This is a genomic window from Leifsonia sp. KNZ12-8B (genome assembly GCF_056755495.1).
The window spans coordinates 45,911-65,236 of the sequence record NZ_JBPGXM010000003.1 but is presented as its reverse complement, the minus strand read 5'-3'; the positions used below and the strand labels follow the sequence as shown (position 1 = coordinate 65,236).

Sequence of the window (19,326 nt, the reverse complement as noted above, 5' to 3'; positions counted from 1 at the left end):
CTTGAATGATAGCCATGACGGCAGCGACGGACGCCTCCTCCGCTCCGGCCGAGCGCGAGCTGCTGACCGGCGAGGCCGTCGCGCTCGATGTCCGCCCGGCGAGCTACCTGCTCCGCGCCGCCGGGACCATCATCGACTGGCTGGTCTCTCTGCTCGTCATGGTCGGCTGCCTGCTGCTGCTCGTGGCGACCGGCGGCGGGCTCGACGACGCGCTGGTGCGCGCGCTCGTCATCCTCATCCTGGTGTTCGGGATGGTGATCCTGCCGACGACCGTCGAGCTCACGAGCCGGGGGCGGTCGCTGGGCAAGCTCGCCGTCGGAGCGCGGATCGTGCGCGACGACGGCGGCGCGATCGGCTTCCGGCACGCGTTCATCCGGGCGCTGGCCGGGGTACTCGAGATCTTCATGACGTTCGGCGGCATCGCGGCGCTGACCGGCCTCCTGAGCGCGCGGTCCAAGCGGCTGGGCGATCTGATGGCGGGCACCTACAGCCAACTGGAGCGGGTGCCGAAGGCGCGCCCGCTCGACCTGTACCTCGCGCCGCAGCTGGCGGGGTGGGCGCAGACGGCGGACGTGGCGCGCCTCCCGGACCGCCTCTCCCGTCGCATCGCGCAGTTCGTGCGTCAGGCGCCGCAGCTCACCCCGGCCGCGCGGGCGGGGCTGAGCACGGAGCTGGCGCGGGAGGCGTCGGCCTACGTGTCGCCGCTGCCGCCGGTGGACGCCGAGACGTTCCTGGTCGGCGTCGCCGTGCTGCGGCGCGGGCGCGACACGCGTGCGCTCCAGCTGGAGCACGACCGCCTCGACCGCCTCACCCCGGTGCTCGACGCGCTCCCGCACGGGTTCCCCGACCGCTGACCCCCTGCACGATGTGCGCCGAATCGCGGTTCTACGCATCCCAAACCCGACATTCGGCGCAAATCGCGGTTATGCCCGGGCCATAACCGACATTCGGCGCAAATCCTGCCGCGGGAGGGGCGGGACGGACGGACCGGGGCGCGGCTCAGTCGTGCAGGATGCGCTGGAAGAGCACGTGGTCCTGCCAGCGACCCGCGATCTGCAGGTACGCGGGGGCGACCCCGATCCGCTCGAAGCCCGCGCGGGCCAGTACCGACTGCGAGGCGTGGTTGGCCAGCAGCGTCGCCGCCTGGATGCGGTGCAGGCCGAAGTCGTCCCGCGCCGCCTCGATCACCGCAGCGAGCGCCGCGGAGGCCAGTCCGCGCCCGGTGTGGGCGCGGTCCAGCCAGTAGCCGACCATCGACGACTGGAACGGCCCGCGCACGATGTCGCTGAGGTCGATCGCGCCGGCGATCTCGTCGCCGTCGACCAGCACCAGCGGCAGCGCCGTGCCGAGCGCCCGCAGCGCCAGCCGTTCGCGGGCGCGCTCGCGCTGCCCCGCCTCGGTGTAGAACTCCTCGGGCCGCGTCGGATCCCACGGTGCGAGGTGCGCCCGGTTGCGGGCGTAGGCCGCCGCGAGCGCCGCGGCGTCGTCTTCGCGCCGCAGGCGCAGCGTGATGCCGCCGGGCAGCTCCCGGTCCTGGAAGTCGAGCTCCATCCCCCGCGTCCCGTCAGTACCGGTAGTGGTCGACCTTGTACGGGCCCTCGACCGGGACCCCGATGTACGCGGCCTGCTCATCGGTCAGGGTGGTGAGCTCGACGCCGAGGGCGGCGAGGTGGAGGCGCGCGACCTTCTCGTCGAGCCGCTTCGGCAGCACGTACACACCGATCGGGTAGTTCTCGCGCGACACGTAGAGCTCCAGCTGCGCGAGCACCTGGTTCGCGAACGAGTTGCTCATCACGAAGCTCGGGTGACCCGTGGCGTTGCCGAGGTTCATCAGGCGGCCCTCGGAGAGGATGAGGATGCTGCGGCCGGTGGGCAGCCTCCACTCGTGCACCTGCGGCTTGATCTCGACCTTCTCGGCGCCGGGCAGCGCCTCCAGCGACGCCATGTCGATCTCGTTGTCGAAGTGGCCGACGTTGGCGACGATCGCGAGGTGCTTGAGGCCCAGGAGGTGCTCGAGCGTCACGACGTTGACGTTGCCGGTCCCCGTGATGAGGATGTCGACCTGGTCGATCACGGACTCGAGCCGCGCGACCTGGTAGCCGTCCATCGCCGCCTGGAGTGCGTTGATCGGGTCGACCTCGCTGACGATGACGCGGGCGCCCTGGCCGCGCAGCGCCTCCGCCGCGCCCTTGCCGACGTCGCCGTAGCCGGCGACGAACGCCACCTTGCCGCCGATCAGCACGTCGGTGGCGCGGTTGAGGCCGTCCGGGAGGGAGTGGCGGATGCCGTACTTGTTGTCGAACTTGCTCTTGGTGACCGAGTCGTTGACGTTGATCGCGGGGAACAGCAGCTGCCCGGCCTTCGCCAGCTCGTAGAGGCGGTGGACGCCGGTGGTGGTCTCCTCGGTGACGCCGAGGATGCCGTCGGCGACCTTCGTCCAGCGATCGGGAGACTCGGCGAGGGAGGCGCGGAGCGCGGCGAGGATGACGCGGTACTCGTGGCTGTCGCCCGGAGCGTCGTCCGGCACGGCGCCCGCGAGCTCGAACTCCCGGCCCTTGTGCACGAGGAGGGTGGCGTCGCCGCCGTCGTCGAGGATGAGGTTCGGGCCGGTCCAGTCCGCGCCGGCCGCCTCGGCCTCGGCGGTCCAGTCGAAGATCTGCTGGGTGCACCACCAGTACTCCTCCAGCGTCTCGCCCTTCCAGGCGAAGACCGGGACGCCGGCGGGCGCCTCCGGCGTGCCGGTCGGTCCGACCGCGACGGCGGCCGCGGCCTCGTCCTGCGTGGAGAAGATGTTGCAGCTGGCCCAGCGCACCTGCGCGCCGAGCACGACGAGCGTCTCGATGAGCACCGCGGTCTGCACGGTCATGTGGAGGGAGCCGGCGATGCGCGCGCCGGCCAGCGGCTGCGACGGGCCGAACTCCTCGCGGAGGGCCATCAGGCCAGGCATCTCGTTCTCGGCGAGGCGGAGCTGGTGGCGGCCGGCCTCGGCGAGCGAGAGGTCGGCGACGCGGTACGGAAGGGCGCCGGTCAGCGGCGTGGCGGAGCTGGAAGCGGGCATGGTCCCATTGTCGCATCCATGCTCCTGCACGCCGGCCGGATGACGGACGGCGGGAGGTTCAGGCGCGGATGAGCGCGAGCACCTCGTCGCGGATGGCCGCCATGGTCGCCTCGTCCTGCGCCTCGACGTTGAGCCGGAGCAGCGGCTCGGTGTTGGAGGGGCGGACCGAGAACCACCAGAACGGGTCGTCCTGGCCGACGGTGCCGGTGACGGTGAGGCCGTCGAGCTCGTCGAACTCCGCGCGTCCGGCGAACGCCTCGACCACGCGCGTGTACGCCGCGGGCACGTCGTCGACGGTGGAGTTGATCTCGCCCGACATCGCGTACGGCGTGTAGCGGGCGGCGAGGGCGGAGAGGGGCTCGTCCTGGTGGCCGAAGTCGGCGAGCACGTGCATGGCGGCGAGCATGCCGTTGTCGGCGCTCCAGAAGTCGCGGAAGTAGTAGTGGGCGGAGTGCTCGCCGCCGAAGACCGCGCCCGACGAGCGCATGGCGTCCTTGATGAGGGTGTGACCGACGCGCGTTCGCAGCGGGATGGCGCCGGCGGCCTCGATGGTCTCCGGGACGATGTTCGACGTGATCAGGTTGTGGATCACCGTGATCTCGGCGTCGGGGTCCTCGGCCCGGGCGCGGGCGATCTCGCGCACCGCGACGATCGCGGCGACCGCGGACGGCGTGACCGCCCTCCCCTGCTCGTCGACGACGAAGCAGCGGTCGGCGTCGCCGTCGAACGCGAGGCCGAGGTCGGCGCCGTGCTCGACCACCGCGCGCTGGAGGTCGACCAGGTTCTTCGGCTCCAGGGGGTTGGCCTCGTGGTTCGGGAACGAGCCGTCGAGCTCGAAGTACAGCGGGATGACGGTGATCGGCAGCGCAGGAAGCCCGGCCGCCTCGCCGAGGACCGCGGGGACGGTCAGCCCGCCCATCCCGTTGCCCGCGTCGACCACGACGGTCAGCGGTCGGATGCCGGACAGGTCGACCAGTGACCGCAGGTAGGCCGCGTAGTCCGCGAGCACATCCTGCTCGCGGAAGCCGCCCTGCCGCTCGACCGGCTGGATGCCGCCCTCGAGATAGTCGGCGGCGCGGTCGCGGACCCCGGCCAGCCCGGTGTCCATGCTGAGGCCCTGCGCGCCCGCGCGGGACAGCTTGATGCCGTTGTAGGTCGCCGGGTTGTGGCTGGCGGTGAACATCGCGGCCGGTGCGTCGAGGAAGCCGGACGCGAAATACGACTCGTCGGTGGAGCACAGGCCGATGGAGACCACGTCACCGCCGCGCGCCTGCACGCCGCGGGCGAAGGCCGCGGCGAAACCGGGCGACGAGTCGCGCATGTCGTGGCCGACGACGACGTCGCGGCCGGCGGCGCGCACCTCGTCGACGAACGCCGCCCCGACGGCCTCCACGATCTCCTCGGTGAGGCCCTCGCCGACCAGGCCCCGGATGTCGTACGCCTTGACGACGGCGTTCAGGCGGGAGCGGGCGGAGTCGTCAGCGTGCGCGTTCACGCCCCATAACCTACTTCACCGAAGACCTCGTGACGCACGATCTGCCAGCCCTGCGGAGCGGACAGCCGCTCGGCGTGGATGGCGCACAGGTCGTACGAGTGGGGCTCGTGCGAGAGGCTGAGGGGTCCGAGCACGGCCATCGAGTCCGCGTACACGTACGTCAGCGTCGCGACGGCGTCGCGCGGGCACGCGACGCGGGAACAGGGCCGGCTCAACATCCGGGCCAGACTACCGGAGCACCGCCGACGTAGGATGGCGACATGCCCCGCAACCGCCGCACCAGCAGTCAGCCGCCGGCCACGAGCCGCTGGCGGAGCCGCCACGGGCGCGGGGCGCGGGGGCCGGTCACCGGACCGCATCTGCCGATGCTGAACAACCGGATCGACTTCTTCGACATGACCATCGCCTCCACGGCGGACTACCTCAAGGGCGTCTGGCCGGACGAACTGGCCGACGTGCACTTCGAGGTCGCCGCGACGCCGCTCGGCAACTCCGGCTCGGACGGCGTCGACCGCTGGTCGGTCGACCACGCCCGGCGCCGGGTCGTGTTCTACCGGGTGCCCATCCAGCGACTCACCAAGCTGCACCGCGATGACGAGCAGCACCGGCGGATGTACATCGAGGGCTGCGTCTTCCGCGCCGTCGCGGAGCTGCTCGGCAAGGACCCGTGGGACCTGGCGCCGGACCGCTACCGCCACTTCTGAGCGCGGCGTTGACGCGTCAGCGCGGGTAGACGTCGATGGGCGCCGCGAGCGGCCCCGGCGGGTTCAGCGCGAACGAGCTCGCGACGCCGTCGCCGCTCATGCTGACGCTGCCGTAGACGCCGTCCGCCCCGTCCAGGGTGTAGCGGCCGGCGACGACGGCGAGGTTCGAGCCGCCCTCGGCGGGGACCGTGATCTTCTTGGCGGCGCCGTCCTGCGCGGTCATCGTGACCGTCGCGTCCGCCTCCGTCGGGTTGGCGAGGTGCAGGGTGGCGCGCTGGCCGTTCGGCGCGACGTAGATGGCCTTGTCGTCGAGAGGGCGGGACGCGGCGAACCAGGTGAAGTCACGGGCCTTCGTGCCGATGACGGAGGTCCGCACCGCCGCGACGACGGGGACGGAGGAGTTCACCGTCACGGTGAAGCTGCCGTCCTTCAGCCCGTCGAGCGGGATCTCGGCCACGTTCCCGGCCTTCACCGTCTGCGAATAGGAGTTGCCGGCCGCTGTCCCGTTCTCGCCGACGGCGCCGATCTGCACGTCGGCGTCGGCGTCGCCGGGGACCAGGATGCGGACCGTCGGGAAGTCGACGCCCACGCTCTCACCCGACTGCCCGGCGGTGACGGCGGCGAGATTCGCGATGCTGACGCCGGGGATGATCTGCTGCCGCTCCGGTGCCGCCGTCCCTCCGGTCAGCTCCACGCCGCGCGGCTGGATGCCCTGCTCGTAGCTCTGCTGGAGCGACGCGACGACCTCGCCGCCGCTGGTCCTCACGCGCACCACGGGGGCGGCCGCCGACGGCGCGAGACCGGCGAGCGGGACGACCTTCTGCGCCCCGGCCGGCACGACGATGCCCGTCGCGCCCGGGGCGTCCACGTGGCCCGTCTCCGCGTAGATGGTCAGGTCGACGCTCGCGTCCACCGAGGTCGGGTTGGCCAGCAGCACGAGGCTGGTCTGCCCGAGCGCGGTGGAGCCTCCCACCAGCCAGGTGTCGGCCGACGGCTCGGCGCACGCGGCCGCGGCGAGACCGGCCAGATCCTCGGTCTGCGCGGTCTGCGCCTGAGCGGCGGCGAACAGCGGCGGGGTGGTCGCGCCCTGGGGTGTGGCCGTGGTGAGCAGCTGCGGGGCCTCCGCGGCGCCCGCGCTGTCGGCGTCTGGCGTGAGGCTGCTGGTCTGGATGTCGGGCCCGTCGGTCGCGGCGGCGACGGTCGGCTCCCCCAGCGACGTCGGCCGTGTCGCCTCGCCGGCGTCGGCCGCAAGGGCCAGGATCGGCCCGGGGCAGACCCGCTGCTGATCGGCGGGCACCGGGCGCACGGTCTGCTGCGGCGCGCCGATGGCGACGACGGGCAGCGGCAGGAGGCTTGCGCCGGCGACCACGGCGACGGCGACCGCCGCGCCGACCAGGCCGCCCGCGGTGCGGATGCCGATTCGCGTCAGCATTCTGCGGTCAGCCACGGTCGCCTCCCTCGGTCACACGGCGGGGTCGGATGATGGTCTCCTCCAGTCCGTCCTCGAGCGTCGTCGGCGTGCTCGGGGTGGTGGCCCACTCCGGACGCAGGCGCTCGAAGGTGGCGCGGTCGATGGTCTCGTCGGGGTCCGACGCGGGGGCGGACTCGGCGGGCTCGGGCTGCGGCGCTGGCGCGGGCGCGAGACCCTGCTCGGGCTCGTGGCCCTGCTCGGGCTCGGCGGGGAGGCCCTCCTCGTCGGCCGCCTCGACCGACGCCTCGTCCTCGGGCTCCGCGTCCCACTCGTTCAGGCTCTCGTCCGCGATCGGGGTCTCGCCCGTGGGCGGCGCGTCGAGCGCGTCATCCGGTTCGACCGCGCCGAGCTCCTCGACCGGCTCGTCGGCGTCGAGGTCGTCGGCGTCGCGGTGGTCGATATCGCGGTCGCCGAGGTCGCGGTCGCCGAGGTCGCGGTCGTCCGTGCTGTGCTCGCGCTCGCCCGCAGCGGCGCCGTCCACGCCCGCGGCATCCGAGTCGCCGGAATCGGTCCTCTCGGCGCCGGCCTCGTCGGCACCCGCCTCGTCGGCATCGGCCGTCTCGGCATCCGAGCCCGCCTCGGCGGCGCCGCCCGCGGCAGCCGCACCGCGCCGGCGGCTCGGGCGGCGGGTCGGACGGCGGCCGGTCAGCTCTGCGACGCGGTCCGCCGAGCGGGTGGTGGGGATCGCCATCAGCAGCGTCGCGCCGATGACGATGCCCTGCACCAGCAGCACGATGAGGCGCCACATCCCTCCGGCGTCGGCCGGGATGCGGGCCGCCTCCGGCACGGCGGACGTGCCGCGGTCGAACGCCCAGAGCTGGCCCGTCGCCGTCGTGCCGACCGGCGCGAGCAGCGCGTTCGCGTCGAGGGCGACGGCGGCGCGGGAGCGCACAGCGCCGGCCGCCGTCGTCTCGGCCGGTGCTGTGCCGGCGGCGTCGTCCACGCCCGTCGCCGAGGGGGCGAGCAGCACGAAGTCGATGCCGAGGTCCGAGAGCTCGGTGGAGGCGTCGTAGCCGCTGCGCGACGCCAGGTTGCCCGCCAGGGTGGCCAGGGCGCGCTGCTCGTCGGTGAGGGTCCGCTGCGTCGAGCTGAGGGTGGTCTGCGCGTCGAGGGTCTCGCCCGACCCGCGGACGATCTCCGCCGCGAGCCCTCCCCCGGGCTGCGCGGTCAGCCGGAGCGTGCCGGTGCGCGGCTGGGTGGAGGCCTTCGCCCCGACCACCGCGGGCATCGTGCGGCCGTCGCTGCCCGCGACGTCGGCCGTGTCGTTGTGCTGCGCGATCGCGGAGGGCACAGCGACCACCGCGAGCGCCACGAGCGCGACCCAGGCGGGATAGACCGCGGCGCGGCCGAGGGCCGACAGGGCCAGCACGGCGGCGCCGGCGAGGCCCAGCCAGTAGAGGCTCAGGCCGCTGCCGGGCCAGATCGCGACGACCGTCCCTCCCGTGCTCGCGAGCTGGAGTTGCAGGGCGGCCACCGCGGTGACGAAGCCGGTGAGCGCGACGACGAGCGCCACGATCGCGCGGACGGTGCCGCGCAGGAAGAGGGCGAGCAGCGCGAGGACGCCGAGCGGCGCGAGCAGCAGCGGCACGGCGATCGTCGGCGCGAGCGCCGGGATGCCGAGCGCATCGGCCAGCGGCTGCCAGCCGCCCAGGGCGCCGTCGGGGAAGCCGAGCGCGAGCTGCCAGCCCGAGGTGTCGCGAGCGGCGACAGGGAGGCCGGGGTCGGCGAGCACGGACAGCCACGCCCCGCGCTGCGCCTGCTGCCAGACGAGCGGCGCGAACAGCACCACGGCCGGGACCGGGATGAAGGCGATGCGCGCCGCGCGGCGTCCGGCGAACGCGATCGTCGCGATCCAGGCGACGACGAGCGCGGGGATGAGGATGGGCGCGCACGCGACCGTGGCGGCTGCCAGCAGGGCGGTGACCGCGCTGGCGGTCCACGACCTCCTCGCGGTCAGCCCGGCGAAGAACAGCCACGGCAGCAGCACGTGTGCCAGGACGGCGGAGGGCCGCCCGCCCTGCAGCGCGACGAGCAGGGTCGGCGCGAGGGCGTAGGCGAGAGCGCCGAACGCACGCAGCATCGGCCGGACGGTCAGTCGCGCGGCCGCGAGCCAGGCGCCGAGGGCGGCGAGCGGGATGGCGAGCACGGTCAGCAGCACGAGCGACAGCGACGGCTGCCAGAAGGTCACGGTCCCGAGCACCGCGAGCACGGCGGAGAACGGGTCGGCGGCGCCGACGAAGCCGAGGCTCGCATCGCGCCAGCCGTAGCCGAGGTTCGCCCAGAGCTGGCCGACCGAGGTGTCGAGCGGCAGCATCCCACCGCCGCTCAGCGCCGGCGAGGTCAGCAGCGGGTAGAACATCACGGCGCCGATCACGAGCGCCGCGAGCACGGTCCAGCCGCCGCCCGCGCCGAAGAAGTCGAGGTCCTGGCGCTCGCCCTGCTGGCTCACCATCGCGGCCTCGCGCTTGAGCGCCCGCGAGCGCCGCACCTCGGAGAACGGGATGCGCAGCGGGGCGACGGCCGCCCAGCCGACGGTCCTGGCCCGGGCGAGGCGCCGGCGCGCGTTGCCGACCGCCATGCCGGAGAACGCGACCCGGAAGGCGGCGAGCAGCTCGCCTCCCATCGAGCCGGGCTCCTTGCGCAGGAGGCGCAGCAGCGCGCGCAGGATGCCGAGCGGAACCAGGCTCAGCCAGTGGAACGGCACCGCCCAGCCCGGCGCGTACGCGAGCCGCCGGTGCAGCTGCGCGGCGCGGCGCTCCTTGGCGAGCCGGCGCCGGACCGACCACTTGCGCGACAGGTTGGGCCCGGCGACGCCGTCGCCGCCGAGCGCGACGCGCGCCTGGGCGACCAGGGTCACGCGGTACCCGGCGAGCCGGGCGCGGGTGCAGAAGTCGAGACCGTCGTCGGCGGTCGGCAGGGCGGGGTCGAAGCCGTCGAGCTCCTCCCACAGCGACTGCCGCACGAGCATTCCGGCGCTCGAGACGGCGAGCACGTCGCTCAGGCCGTCGTGCTGGGCCTGGTCGAGCTCATTCTCGACCAGCGGCACGGACGCGCCGAACGGCGTCATCGTCTCGCCGAACTCGCGGATGAACGTGGGCTCGTCGGCGTCGACCAGCTTGGGGCCGACCACGGCGACGGAGGGTGAGACCTCGAGCGCCGCGAGCAGGGCCTCCAGGGCCTCCGGCTCGGGGGACGTGTCGTGGGCGAGCAGCCAGAGCAGCTGCTCGGAGCCGGGCACGGCCTGACCGGGTGCGGGGGAACCGGGCGCGGCGCCGACCGAACCGGCCGGAGCGGGGCCCGCCGGCGGCAGGATGCGGACGGCGGTCGCGACGGCCGCTCCGAAGGGCAGCTTCTCGGCGACCGAGAGCAGCTGGGTCGGGTTCGCGTCGGCCAGCAGGCGCGCGGCGTCGTCGCTCGTCGCGCAGTCGACGGCGATCACGGCATCCGGTCTCCGGGTCTGCGCTGCGATGGCGTCGAGAGTGCGCTGGAGGCGGGGGCCGCCGCTGTGGGCGACGACGATGGCGGTGACTCTCGGATACATCGCGAGTCAGCCTAAGTCGGGGTCGCGCCGATCCGGGTCTTGGTCCGGGCGCGGCGCGCAATCGGCCGGTTCAGCCGGCGCGCTTGCGGAGCTTGCGGCGCTCCCGCTCGGAGAGGCCGCCCCAGATGCCGAACCGCTCGTCGTTGGCGAGCGCGTACTCCAGGCACTGGGAGCGCACCTCGCACGAGGTGCAGATCCGCTTGGCGTCGCGGGTGGAGCCGCCCTTCTCGGGGAAGAACGCCTCCGGATCCGTCTGTGCGCACAGGGCGTCGGTCTGCCAGGCGAGCGGGTTGTCGTCGTCGACACCGGACCGGACCCCTGGCACCCCCAGCCGCACCGGGTCGATGAACCAGTCGTCGGGTACCCCGGAACGATATTCAGGAACGCTCATATCGGTTCTCCCCACCCATCGACTGCCGACACGCTAGAACGTGTCGCAATAATTACACCGTTGTCATTCGCGTGAGTCAAGTCGCGAATCGTAAAGGCTTAAGCGCCGGTCGAGAGTTTGCGACGCGCCGAGGGTCGGCAACAATCGCGACACGCCCGGCCGTTCTACCCCCGTGACAGCGGTGTCAGGACGCCGCCTGGCGTGCCTCCCAGGCGCTGGCGACCATCTGCTGGAGGGTGTGGCGCATCTTCCAGTCGAGGTCGCGGGCTGCGAGCTCTCCCGATGCCACGATCCTCGCCGGGTCGCCCGCGCGTCGAGGCCCCACTTCTGGGGTGAAGGCGATCCCGGTCACCTCGGCGACCGTCGCCATGATCTCGCCGACGCTCACGCCGTCGCCGCTGCCGAGGTTGTAGACCGGCTCGATCGGCTCCCGCGCGTCGAGCCGCTTGGCCGCCGCGACGTGCGAGACGGCCAGGTCGGCGACGTGGATGTAGTCGCGCACGCAGGTGCCGTCCGGCGTCGGGTAGTCCGTGCCGTTGATGCGCGGCGTGCGGCCGTCGGCGAGCGCGTCGAAGACGAGCGGGAACAGGTTGTGCGGGCTGGTGTCGCGCAGGCTCGGGTCTCCCGAGCCGACGACGTTGAAGTAGCGGAGGGAGGTGTGGCGCAGGCCGGCGGCGATCCCCTGGTCGCGCAGCAGCCACTCCCCGATCAGCTTGGACTCGCCGTACGGCGACTCCGGGCTCTTCGGCGTCGACTCGGTGACGATGTCGACGTCGGGCGTCCCGTACACCGCGGCCGAGGAGGAGAACACGATCGCGTCGACGCCCGCCTCCTGCATCGCCGCCAGGAGAACGGCGGTCGCGGTGACGTTCTGCTCGTACGTGTGCAGCGGCCGCTGCACCGAGACGCCCGCGTACTTGAAGCCCGCGACGTGGACGACGCCGCTGATCGGATTCTCGGCGAAGATCCGCTCCAGGAGCGGTCCGTCGAGGATGGTGCCGCGGTAGAACGGCACGCCCGCCGGGACGAACTCCTCGTGGCCGCTCGACAGGTCGTCCACGACGACGACGTCGATGCCCTCCTCGCGGAAGGCGCGCACCACGTGCGAGCCGATGTAGCCTGCTCCTCCGGTCACCAACCACGCCACGCCGGGTCCTCCTCCGTTCGGGGCCGCTGCCGTGCGGCCACGGAAACCCTATCGGGCGGATCAGACGAAGGCGGCCTCGCCCGTGATCGCGCGGCCGACGATCAGCGTGTTCATCTCGCGCGTGCCCTCGTACGAGTAGAGGGCCTCCGCATCGGCGAAGAAGCGGGCGACGTCGTACTCGATGACGATGCCGTTGCCGCCGAGGACCTCGCGGCAGCGGGCGACCGTCTCACGCATCCGCGCCGTGGCGAACGCCTTGGCGAGGGCCGAGTGCTCGTCGCGCTGCTCGCCCGCGTCGAGCATCTCGGAGACGCGGGTGCAGAGGGCGATGGACGCGGTGATGTCGCCGAGCGACTTCACCAGCAGATCCTGCACCAGCTGGTGCTTGGCGATCGGCTTGCCGAACTGCACGCGCTCCTTCGCGTAGCGCAGCGCGGCCTCGTACGCGCCGATGGCGACGCCGACGGCCGCCCACGCCACCTCGGCGCGGGTGAGGCGGAGCACGGCGGCGGTGTCGCGGAAGCTGTTCGCGTTCCGCAGCCGCAGCGCCTCGGGCACGCGCACGTCCTCCAGGGTGATGTCGGCGTTCTGCACCATGCGCAGCGACTGCTTGCCCTCGATCTTCGTGGCCGTGTAGCCGGGGGTGGAGGTCGGCACGATGAAGCCGAGGACCTGGCCGTCCTCGGCGTTCCTGGCCCAGATGACCGTGATGTCGCTGAAGGTGGCGTTGCCGATCCACCGCTTGGAGCCGTTGAGCACCCACTCGTCCCCGTCGCGCGTCGCGACGGTGCGCAGGCCCTGGGCGGAGTCGGAGCCCGACAGCGGCTCGGTGAGGCCGAACGCGCCGATCACCTCGCCGCTCGCGAGCTTGGGCAGCCACTCGGCCCGCTGCTCCGGCGAGCCGCAGACGCCGATGGCGCCGAGCGCCAGGCCGTTCTGCACGCCGACGTAGGTGCTCACCGACGCGTCGACCCGCGCGAGCTCCAGCGCCACCCAGCCGCGGAAGACGGCCGAGTTCTCGAACGGCGCGGTCTCGGGGAAGCCGAGGCCGATGGCTCCGGCGCGGTGCAGCACGTCGACGATCTGGTGCGGGAACTCCCCGCGCTCCCAGTACTTGTTGACGATCGGCTGGATCTCGGTCTCGATCGACGCCCGGAGCGAGGCGAGGAACTCCTTCTCGCGGTCCGTCAGCTTCGACGCGAAGCCGTAGAAGTCGCTGGCGAGGGTCTCGAAGGCCATGTCTGCTCCAGTGCATTCAGGGAATGAGGACGGGATCGCCAGCCTAGGGATGCCGCACGGCCGGGGCCAAGGCCGTTGGTAGTTTGGTCCAACCGGACGAAAGGGACAGCGAGAGATGTTTGTGCGCATCGGCAACACGCCGCGGGACTACGCCTGGGGGTCCACCACCGCGATCGCGGGACTGCTGGGGACCGAGCCGAGCGGCGGGCCGGAGGCGGAGCTCTGGCTGGGCGCGCACCCGGGCTCCCCGGCGCGCATCCTCGATCCCGCGCAGGCCGGCGGCGCCGAGCATCTGGCCGAGTGGGAGGTCACGGGAGGCTCGCTGCCCTACCTGCTGAAGGTCCTGGCCGCTGCGGGCCCCCTCTCGCTGCAGGCCCATCCCTCCCCCGAGCAGGCGCGCGCCGGCTTCGAGCGCGAGAACGCCGCGGGGCTCGCGCCCGACGCGCCGGAGCGCAACTACAAGGACCCGTTCCACAAGCCGGAGCTGATCTTCGCGCTCTCCGACCCGTTCGAGGCGCTGTGCGGGTTCCGCGACCCGCTCGAGAGCCGTGCGGCGTTCGAGGGCCTGGCCGAGGCCGTGACCGGCGACCACCGCGACCGCATCACGGCCTTCGCGGCCACGCTCGCCGGCGAGCCCGGCGCCGTACTGCGCGCGGCGACCGAGCGGCTGCTCGGCGGAGGCGAGGACGTTCCTCCGCTGGTCTCCGCCGTGGTCGCCGCCGCGACCGCCTCCGGGCCGGAGGACCGCGACGCCGACACCGTCCGCATGCTGTCGGCCGCCTTCCCCGGCGACCCCGGCATCGTGCTCGCCCTGCTCCTGAACCGCGCGACCCTCCGCCCCGGCCAGGTGCTCTACCTGCCGGCCGGCAACATCCACGCCTACCTGCGCGGACTCGGCATCGAGCTGATGGCGGCCTCGGACAACGTGCTGCGCGGCGGCCTCACGCCCAAGCGCATCGACGTGCCCGAGCTGGTGAGCGTGCTCGACTTCGCCCCCATCCGCGCCACGCCGCTGCAGCCGGAGGTCCCCGCGCCCGGGGTGCAGGTGTTCCGGCCCGACGTCCCCGACTTCGCCCTCACCCAGGCGATGGTCGGCGGCGAGGTCGCATCGGCCCCGCTCGCCCTGGCCGGCACCGCGATCGCGCTCTGCACCGACGGCGAGGTCGAGCTGACCGGGGCCGGCGGCTCCGTGCGGCTCGCCCGCGGCGAGGCGGCGGTCGTGACCGAGGACGAGGGCGCGCTCACCGTCTCCGGCGCCGGCACGGTGTTCGTCGCGACCCCCAACCGGCGCGGGCCGGGCGCGACCCCGTCGGATATCCTGCCGAGGTGACCACCCCGACGACCGCGCTCTCCGAGCGGGTGCGCGCCGTCCGGGACTCCGGCGGGACCGCGCTGACCGCCTTCGCCACGCTGCTGCTGTTCACCCTGTTCGCCGGCGAGTTCTGGCGCGACCTGATCAGCTGGCCGGGGTACTTCGTCCTCGCGGGCCTCCTGGCCGTCGCGAGCGTCGTGCTGCTCGTGCGCACCAGCCCGTCGTTCCGCTGGCGGCGCACCCCGAAGACCCTCGTGGCGTTCCTGGCGCTGGCGCTGGTCTCCATCGCGTGGTCCGCGTACCCGGGCTGGAGCGCGCTCGGCGTGCTGGCGCAGCTGGCCACGACCGCGGGCGCGGTGTTCCTCGCACTGTGCCTGACCTGGGAGGGGCTGCTGCGTGCGCTCGGCGGCGCCTTCCGCTGGATCCTCGGGCTGTCCCTGCTCTTCGAGCTGATCGTCGCCCTGTTCGTGCGGCAGCCGGTGCTGCCGCTGACGCCGCCGCAGCCCATCCCGTCCGGGAGGCTGCCGCAGGCGTTCTACTGGAGCCGCGACCTGCTCTTCCACGGCGGCCCGATCCAGGGCATCGTCGGCAACAGCAACCTGCTCGCCATGATCGCGCTGCTCGCGCTCATCGTCTTCGCCGTGCAGGCCGCCGATCGCACCGTCGGGCGCGGCGCCGGCATCGGCTGGCTGGTCGTCGCCGTGCTGACCCTCGCGCTCACCCGCTCCTCCACGGTCATCGTCGCCGGGCTGGTCACCGCCGTCGCGCTCGGCTTCGCGCTCTGGACCAGGCGGATCGGCCCCGACCGCCGGCGGCCGGTGTACCTCACGGCGGCGGCCCTGCTGGTCGCCGCGATCGTGCTCGTCTCGGTCTTCGCCTCCCGCATCCCCGCCCTGTTCGGCAAGAGTGAGGATCTCACCGGACGGCTCGACATCTGGGAGAACGTGATCGGGCTCGCGCAGCAGCGGCCCGTGGCGGGCTGGGGCTGGATCAGCTACTGGGTGCCGTGGACGCCTCCCTTCGACGGCCTCGCCGTCCGCAACGGCGTCGAATACCTGCAGGCGCACAACGCCTGGCTCGACGTCTGGCTGCAGCTCGGCTGGATCGGGCTCGTCGTCTTCGTGCTGCTCGTGCTCGGCACCCTGTGGCGGTCGTGGTTCACCGCGGTCGACCGGCCACGGCTCACCGCGGCCGACGACCAGCCGTACACCGCGCTGACACTGCTGCCGCTGCTCGTGCTCGCCGCCCTGCTCGCGCAGAGCTTCGCCGAGAGCCGGCTGCTGCTCGAGGGCGGGTGGGCGCTGCTCGTGCTGCTCGCCGTCAAGACCAAGCAGGCAGCCCCGTAGGATTCCAGGTATGGAGTCGTCCCGCCGAACCATGGTCCCCGCCGCGGTGACCGAGTTCCTCGGATCGGCCCGGTTCAACTCGGCCCTCGCCCTCGTCGCCGTCGGCGTCGGCTTCTCGACCCACGCCATCCGTGCGCTCGTCGGCTGGCCGGGCCTGATCGGCGCCCTCGCCGTGCTCGTCGTGCTCGCCGCCTTCTCGTTCGCCGCGCAGTGGAAGCTGATCGAGTGGCACGGCCTGCTGCCGATCTCGGCCCTCCTCTTCGTCGGCTGGTGCGCGCTGACCCTGCTCTGGAGCCAGTACCAGTGGGCGACGCTCGCCGGGGTCATCTACCAGCTGATCTTCGCCTTCCTCGCCGTCTACATCGCACTCGTGCGCGACGCGATCCAGATCGTGCGGGTCGTCGGCGACGCGCTGCGGTTCCTGCTCACGGTGTCGCTGGGGCTGGAGGTGCTGAGCGGGCTGCTGCTCGACCTCCCGATCCGCTTCCTCGGCATCCAGGGCAACATCGCGCTGGGCGGCCCGATCCAGGGTCTGTTCGGCAGCCGCAACCAGCTCAGCATCGTCGCGCTGATCGCGTTCGTCACCTTCCTGGTCGAGCTGCGCACCCGGTCCGTGCGGCCGCCCGTGGCCGCCTTCTCGATCACGCTCGCCGCGCTCTGCATCCTGCTCGCCCACTCCCCCGTCATCGCGGCCGTGTCGGTGGTGGTCGGCCTCGCGACGCTCGCCCTCTATCTGCTGCGCAAGGTGCCTGCGCACCAGCGCACGTACTGGCAGTGGGGGCTCGCGACGCTCACGGTCGCCGTGCTGGTGATCGCGTACATCTACCGCACGCGCGTCATCGACCTGCTCAACGCGCGCGCCGACTTCCAGGTGCGCTACAAGCTCTGGATCCAGATCTGGGAGCTGATCCCGGTCAATCAGACCGTCGGCTGGGGCTGGGTGGGCGCCTGGCCGACCGAGCTCTACCCGTTCACCGCGATCCAGGCCGCGACGGGCGTCTTCCACCCGAACGGGCTCAACGCCTACCTCGACGTGTACCTGCAGACCGGCATCATCGGCGTGCTGCTGTTCGTCGCGCTGATCGCGCTGGCGTTCAGCCGGTCGTGGCTGCTCGCCTCCAACCGCCGCAGCGTGGTCTACGCGTGGGCGCCGCTGGTGCTCGTCGCGCTGCTCGTGACGAGCGTCTTCGAGAGCTCGATCCTGGTGGAGTCCGGGTGGATGCTGCTCGTGATCTGCACGGTCAAGGCGTCGCAGGGGATGAGCTGGCGGCTCCGGCTGCCGCATCGCGAGACGGTCTGAGCGTCCGCAGCCCGAGCAGGTGCACGACCAGGCCGACGGCCGGGCCGGCGGCGAGCGCGACCGCCGCGCGCACGGGCAGCTCCAGCGGCACGAACAGCACCGCGAGCGTGATCGCGGACGCGACGACCCAGCCCGCCGCGTAGAGGCCGTGGGCGTCCCGCGCCAGGACGGCCGAACCGCTGACGAACAGTGCGCCGATCAGCCCGGACGACGCGATCAGCGCCGCGAGCACGCCCGCGCTGAGGTCGAACTGGTCGCCGAAGACGAACCGCATCACCGGCTCGCCCCACAGCAGCGCGGCCGCGCACAGCACCACGATGACGGCGGCGATCCCGCCGAGCAGCAGCGTGACCGTGCGGGCGACCTGTGCCGGGTGGTGGGCGAAGCGGCTCACCAGGAAGCTGGACAGGGCCGTCAGCGGCACGAGGATAGGCGCCCTGGTGAGCGTGACCGCCAGCACCAGGGAGCCGAGCTCGGCGTGATTCTGCGGGCCGGAGAAGAACGAGAGCACCAGCGGGAAGCCGTTGATCAGCACCGCGGTTGCCGACGCGGCCAGCATGGTGCGACCGGTGTTGGCCAGCAGCGCGCCGACGCCGAAGGCCACGCGTGCGTTCTGCAGGATGCGGCGCGGCGCGCTGAGGAACACCACGACGAGGGCCAGCGGGAACGGGAGGATGACGGCGGTCGCCAGCAGCACGAGGTCGTGCGAGAACGTCAGCACGCCGACCACGCCCACGACGCGCAGGATGCCGTCGAGCGCGACGATCCCGGCGAGCTGCCGCCACATCCCGGAGCCGGCGAAGACGCCGGAGGCCGCCGCGACCAGGCAGTTGAACGCGGAGCCGACCGCGACGAACCACGACAGGCCCTGGTTGGCCTCCCCCAGGCTCGGCGCCGCCCAGAGCAGGCTGGTGAGCATCACGACGACGACCACGGCCACGGCCAGGAGCGTGGCGAAACCGAGCAGGGAGGTGCGCACGCGCTCGCCCCTGCCCTCAGCGGCGGCCACCTGGGTCGCCGCCGTCGCGCGCGTCGCCTCCTGCTGCAGGCCGAACAGGATGCCGACCACGAGGAACAGCGCCGACCAGAACACCGAGAACACGCCGTACCCGGCCGCGCCGACCTCGGTGTAGACCCGCCACGTCACGACGTAGCCGGCGAGTCCGGCGATCACCGTCGCGCCGAGGATCAGCACCACGGAGTTGCGGGCCGATCGCGGCCCCTCCGCCGCCGTCTCGACGTCGGGGGTCGGCTCGTTGAGCGGCTCGTACGCGGTGATGGGGGGCCTCCGAGGGGCGCATGGAAGGATGGACGACGCCGGGCGACCGCACGGCAGCCCCACCCTATGACGAAAGTCCGAGCACGAAGGTCAGCGCAGTGACGATCGACATCATGATGCCGTTCTACGGCGACCCGCGGCTGTTCCGCGACGCCGTGGAGAGCGTGCTGGCGCAGACCGACCCCGACTGGCGGCTCGTCGTCATCGACGACGTCTACCCCGACACCGAGCCCGGCCGCTGGGTCTCCGGGCTCGGCGACGACCGGATCGAGTACGTGCGCAACGAGGTCAACCTCGGCGTGAGCGGCAACTTCTCCAAAGCGGTCGACCTCGTCCGCTCCGAGCACTTCGTGCTGATGGGCTGCGACGACCTGCTCGAACCCGGCTACGTGGAGGCGGTGCGCGCGGCGATCGCGCAGCACCCGCACGCCTCGTACCTGCAGCCGGGGGTGACGGTGATCGCCGACGACGGCACGCCGTCCCTCCCGCTCGCCGACCGGGTCAAGGGCTGGTACGCGCCGACCGTCCACGCCCCGGTCGAGCTGACCGGGGAGCGGCTCGCGGTCAGCCTGCTGCGCGGCAACTGGACCTACTTCCCGTCGATCTGCTGGACGACGGAGGCGGTCCGCCGGCACGGCTTCGACCCGGACTTCGACGTGGTGCTCGACCTCGCGCTGCAGCTCGACATCGCGCTCGACGGCGGCACGCTCGTCGTCCTGCCGGAGCGGCTGTTCCGCTACCGCAGGCACGCGGCCAGCGTCTCGTCGTTCACGGCGAGCGACGGCACGCGCTTCGACGAGGAGCGCGCCTTCTTCCTCGCCGTGAAGCAGCGGCTGCGGCAGCGCGGCTGGCGCCGGGCGGCCAGGGTCGCCGGCGCGCACTGGTCGTCGCGGCTCAACGCCGCCACCAAGCTCCCCGGGGCGCTCGCGAAGCGCGACGGCGCCGGCACCCGGGCGCTCACCCGGCATCTGTTCCGCGGCTGGTGAGCGCGTCGCGGACGGGCCCGGCGCGCCCTCCGTTCAGGGGGCCGTGCGAGAATGGTC

At 72.9% G+C, this 19,326-nt stretch carries 16 protein-coding genes; 6 read left to right on the top strand and 10 right to left on the bottom strand.

Translation table 11 applies throughout. The annotated features are described in order from the left end of the window. Positions 1-14 precede the first annotated feature (14 nt). The gene (locus ACR9ZG_RS00940; protein WP_481282944.1) at positions 15-854 is read left to right on the top strand and encodes an RDD family protein; all 840 of its coding nucleotides are present in this window, start codon (positions 15-17) and stop codon (positions 852-854) included. 145 nt (positions 855-999) lie between these two features. Here ACR9ZG_RS00940 and ACR9ZG_RS00935 read toward each other — a convergent pair whose 3' ends face one another. The 4 genes from ACR9ZG_RS00935 to ACR9ZG_RS00920 are packed head-to-tail and all read right to left on the bottom strand — an operon-like array spanning position 1,000 to position 4,771. Beyond that, positions 1,000-1,551, bottom strand: coding sequence for a GNAT family N-acetyltransferase (locus ACR9ZG_RS00935; RefSeq protein WP_481282943.1), 552 nt, complete (start codon positions 1,549-1,551; stop codon positions 1,000-1,002). A 13-nt stretch (positions 1,552-1,564) separates the two neighbouring features. Next, positions 1,565-3,058, bottom strand: a complete 1,494-nt coding sequence (gene ahcY / locus ACR9ZG_RS00930; RefSeq protein ID WP_481282942.1) for an adenosylhomocysteinase — start codon at positions 3,056-3,058, stop codon at positions 1,565-1,567. Between the two features lie 58 nt (positions 3,059-3,116). After that, entirely contained in the window at positions 3,117-4,553 is a 1,437-nt protein-coding gene (locus ACR9ZG_RS00925) for a phosphomannomutase/phosphoglucomutase (RefSeq protein WP_481282941.1), read from the bottom strand. Next, a complete protein-coding gene (locus ACR9ZG_RS00920; protein ID WP_055890882.1) occupies positions 4,550-4,771 on the bottom strand; it encodes a DUF3499 family protein in 222 nt (73 codons plus the stop codon). Before ACR9ZG_RS00920 ends, ACR9ZG_RS00925 begins: the two co-directional genes overlap by 4 nt. Positions 4,772-4,813: 42 nt before the next feature. Between ACR9ZG_RS00920 and ACR9ZG_RS00915 the strand changes: the two genes are divergently transcribed. After that, a complete protein-coding gene (locus ACR9ZG_RS00915; RefSeq protein WP_481282940.1) occupies positions 4,814-5,257 on the top strand; it encodes a metallopeptidase family protein in 444 nt (147 codons plus the stop codon). A gap of 16 nt (positions 5,258-5,273) precedes the next feature. Here ACR9ZG_RS00915 and ACR9ZG_RS00910 read toward each other — a convergent pair whose 3' ends face one another. From ACR9ZG_RS00910 to ACR9ZG_RS00890, 5 genes are all read right to left on the bottom strand, one after another. Continuing rightward, positions 5,274-6,704, bottom strand: a complete 1,431-nt coding sequence (locus ACR9ZG_RS00910) for a DUF5719 family protein (RefSeq protein WP_481282939.1) — start codon at positions 6,702-6,704, stop codon at positions 5,274-5,276. After that, a complete protein-coding gene (locus tag ACR9ZG_RS00905; RefSeq protein ID WP_481282938.1) occupies positions 6,697-10,269 on the bottom strand; it encodes a glycosyltransferase family 2 protein in 3,573 nt (1,190 codons plus the stop codon). Before ACR9ZG_RS00905 ends, ACR9ZG_RS00910 begins: the two co-directional genes overlap by 8 nt. Positions 10,270-10,339: 70 nt before the next feature. Beyond that, positions 10,340-10,660: a WhiB family transcriptional regulator gene (locus ACR9ZG_RS00900; RefSeq protein ID WP_481282937.1), complete on the bottom strand. Its 321-nt coding sequence runs from the start codon at positions 10,658-10,660 to the stop codon at positions 10,340-10,342. A 184-nt stretch (positions 10,661-10,844) separates the two neighbouring features. Then, positions 10,845-11,807 (bottom strand): UDP-glucose 4-epimerase GalE, encoded by a 963-nt coding sequence (gene galE, locus ACR9ZG_RS00895; protein ID WP_481282936.1) that lies wholly within the window; start codon positions 11,805-11,807, stop codon positions 10,845-10,847. A 60-nt stretch (positions 11,808-11,867) separates the two neighbouring features. Further along, positions 11,868-13,046 carry an acyl-CoA dehydrogenase family protein gene (locus ACR9ZG_RS00890; RefSeq protein ID WP_481282935.1) on the bottom strand — a complete coding sequence of 393 codons (1,179 nt, stop codon included), beginning with the start codon at positions 13,044-13,046 and terminating at the stop codon, positions 11,868-11,870. A 115-nt stretch (positions 13,047-13,161) separates the two neighbouring features. Here ACR9ZG_RS00890 and manA point away from each other — a divergent pair, with 115 nt between their 5' ends. Genes manA through ACR9ZG_RS00875 form a run of 3 tightly spaced genes read left to right on the top strand, consistent with a single transcriptional unit; the run spans position 13,162 to position 17,004 of the window. Further along, complete coding sequence (gene manA, locus ACR9ZG_RS00885) at positions 13,162-14,376, top strand: mannose-6-phosphate isomerase, class I (RefSeq protein WP_481282934.1); 1,215 nt, start codon at positions 13,162-13,164, stop codon at positions 14,374-14,376. Then, complete coding sequence (locus ACR9ZG_RS00880; RefSeq protein WP_481282933.1) at positions 14,373-15,704, top strand: O-antigen ligase family protein; 1,332 nt, start codon at positions 14,373-14,375, stop codon at positions 15,702-15,704. Before manA ends, ACR9ZG_RS00880 begins: the two co-directional genes overlap by 4 nt. 10 nt (positions 15,705-15,714) lie before the next feature. After that, positions 15,715-17,004: an O-antigen ligase family protein gene (locus ACR9ZG_RS00875; protein WP_481282932.1), complete on the top strand. Its 1,290-nt coding sequence runs from the start codon at positions 15,715-15,717 to the stop codon at positions 17,002-17,004. Here ACR9ZG_RS00875 and ACR9ZG_RS00870 read toward each other — a convergent pair. Further along, on the bottom strand, positions 16,946-18,346 hold the full coding sequence (locus ACR9ZG_RS00870) for a lipopolysaccharide biosynthesis protein (protein ID WP_481282931.1): 1,401 nt from the start codon (positions 18,344-18,346) through the stop codon (positions 16,946-16,948). The genes ACR9ZG_RS00875 and ACR9ZG_RS00870 overlap by 59 nt on opposite strands. 35 nt (positions 18,347-18,381) lie before the next feature. Between ACR9ZG_RS00870 and ACR9ZG_RS00865 the strand changes: the two genes are divergently transcribed. After that, positions 18,382-19,269: a glycosyltransferase family 2 protein gene (locus tag ACR9ZG_RS00865; RefSeq protein ID WP_481282930.1), complete on the top strand. Its 888-nt coding sequence runs from the start codon at positions 18,382-18,384 to the stop codon at positions 19,267-19,269. The last annotated feature ends 57 nt before the right edge of the window (positions 19,270-19,326 follow it).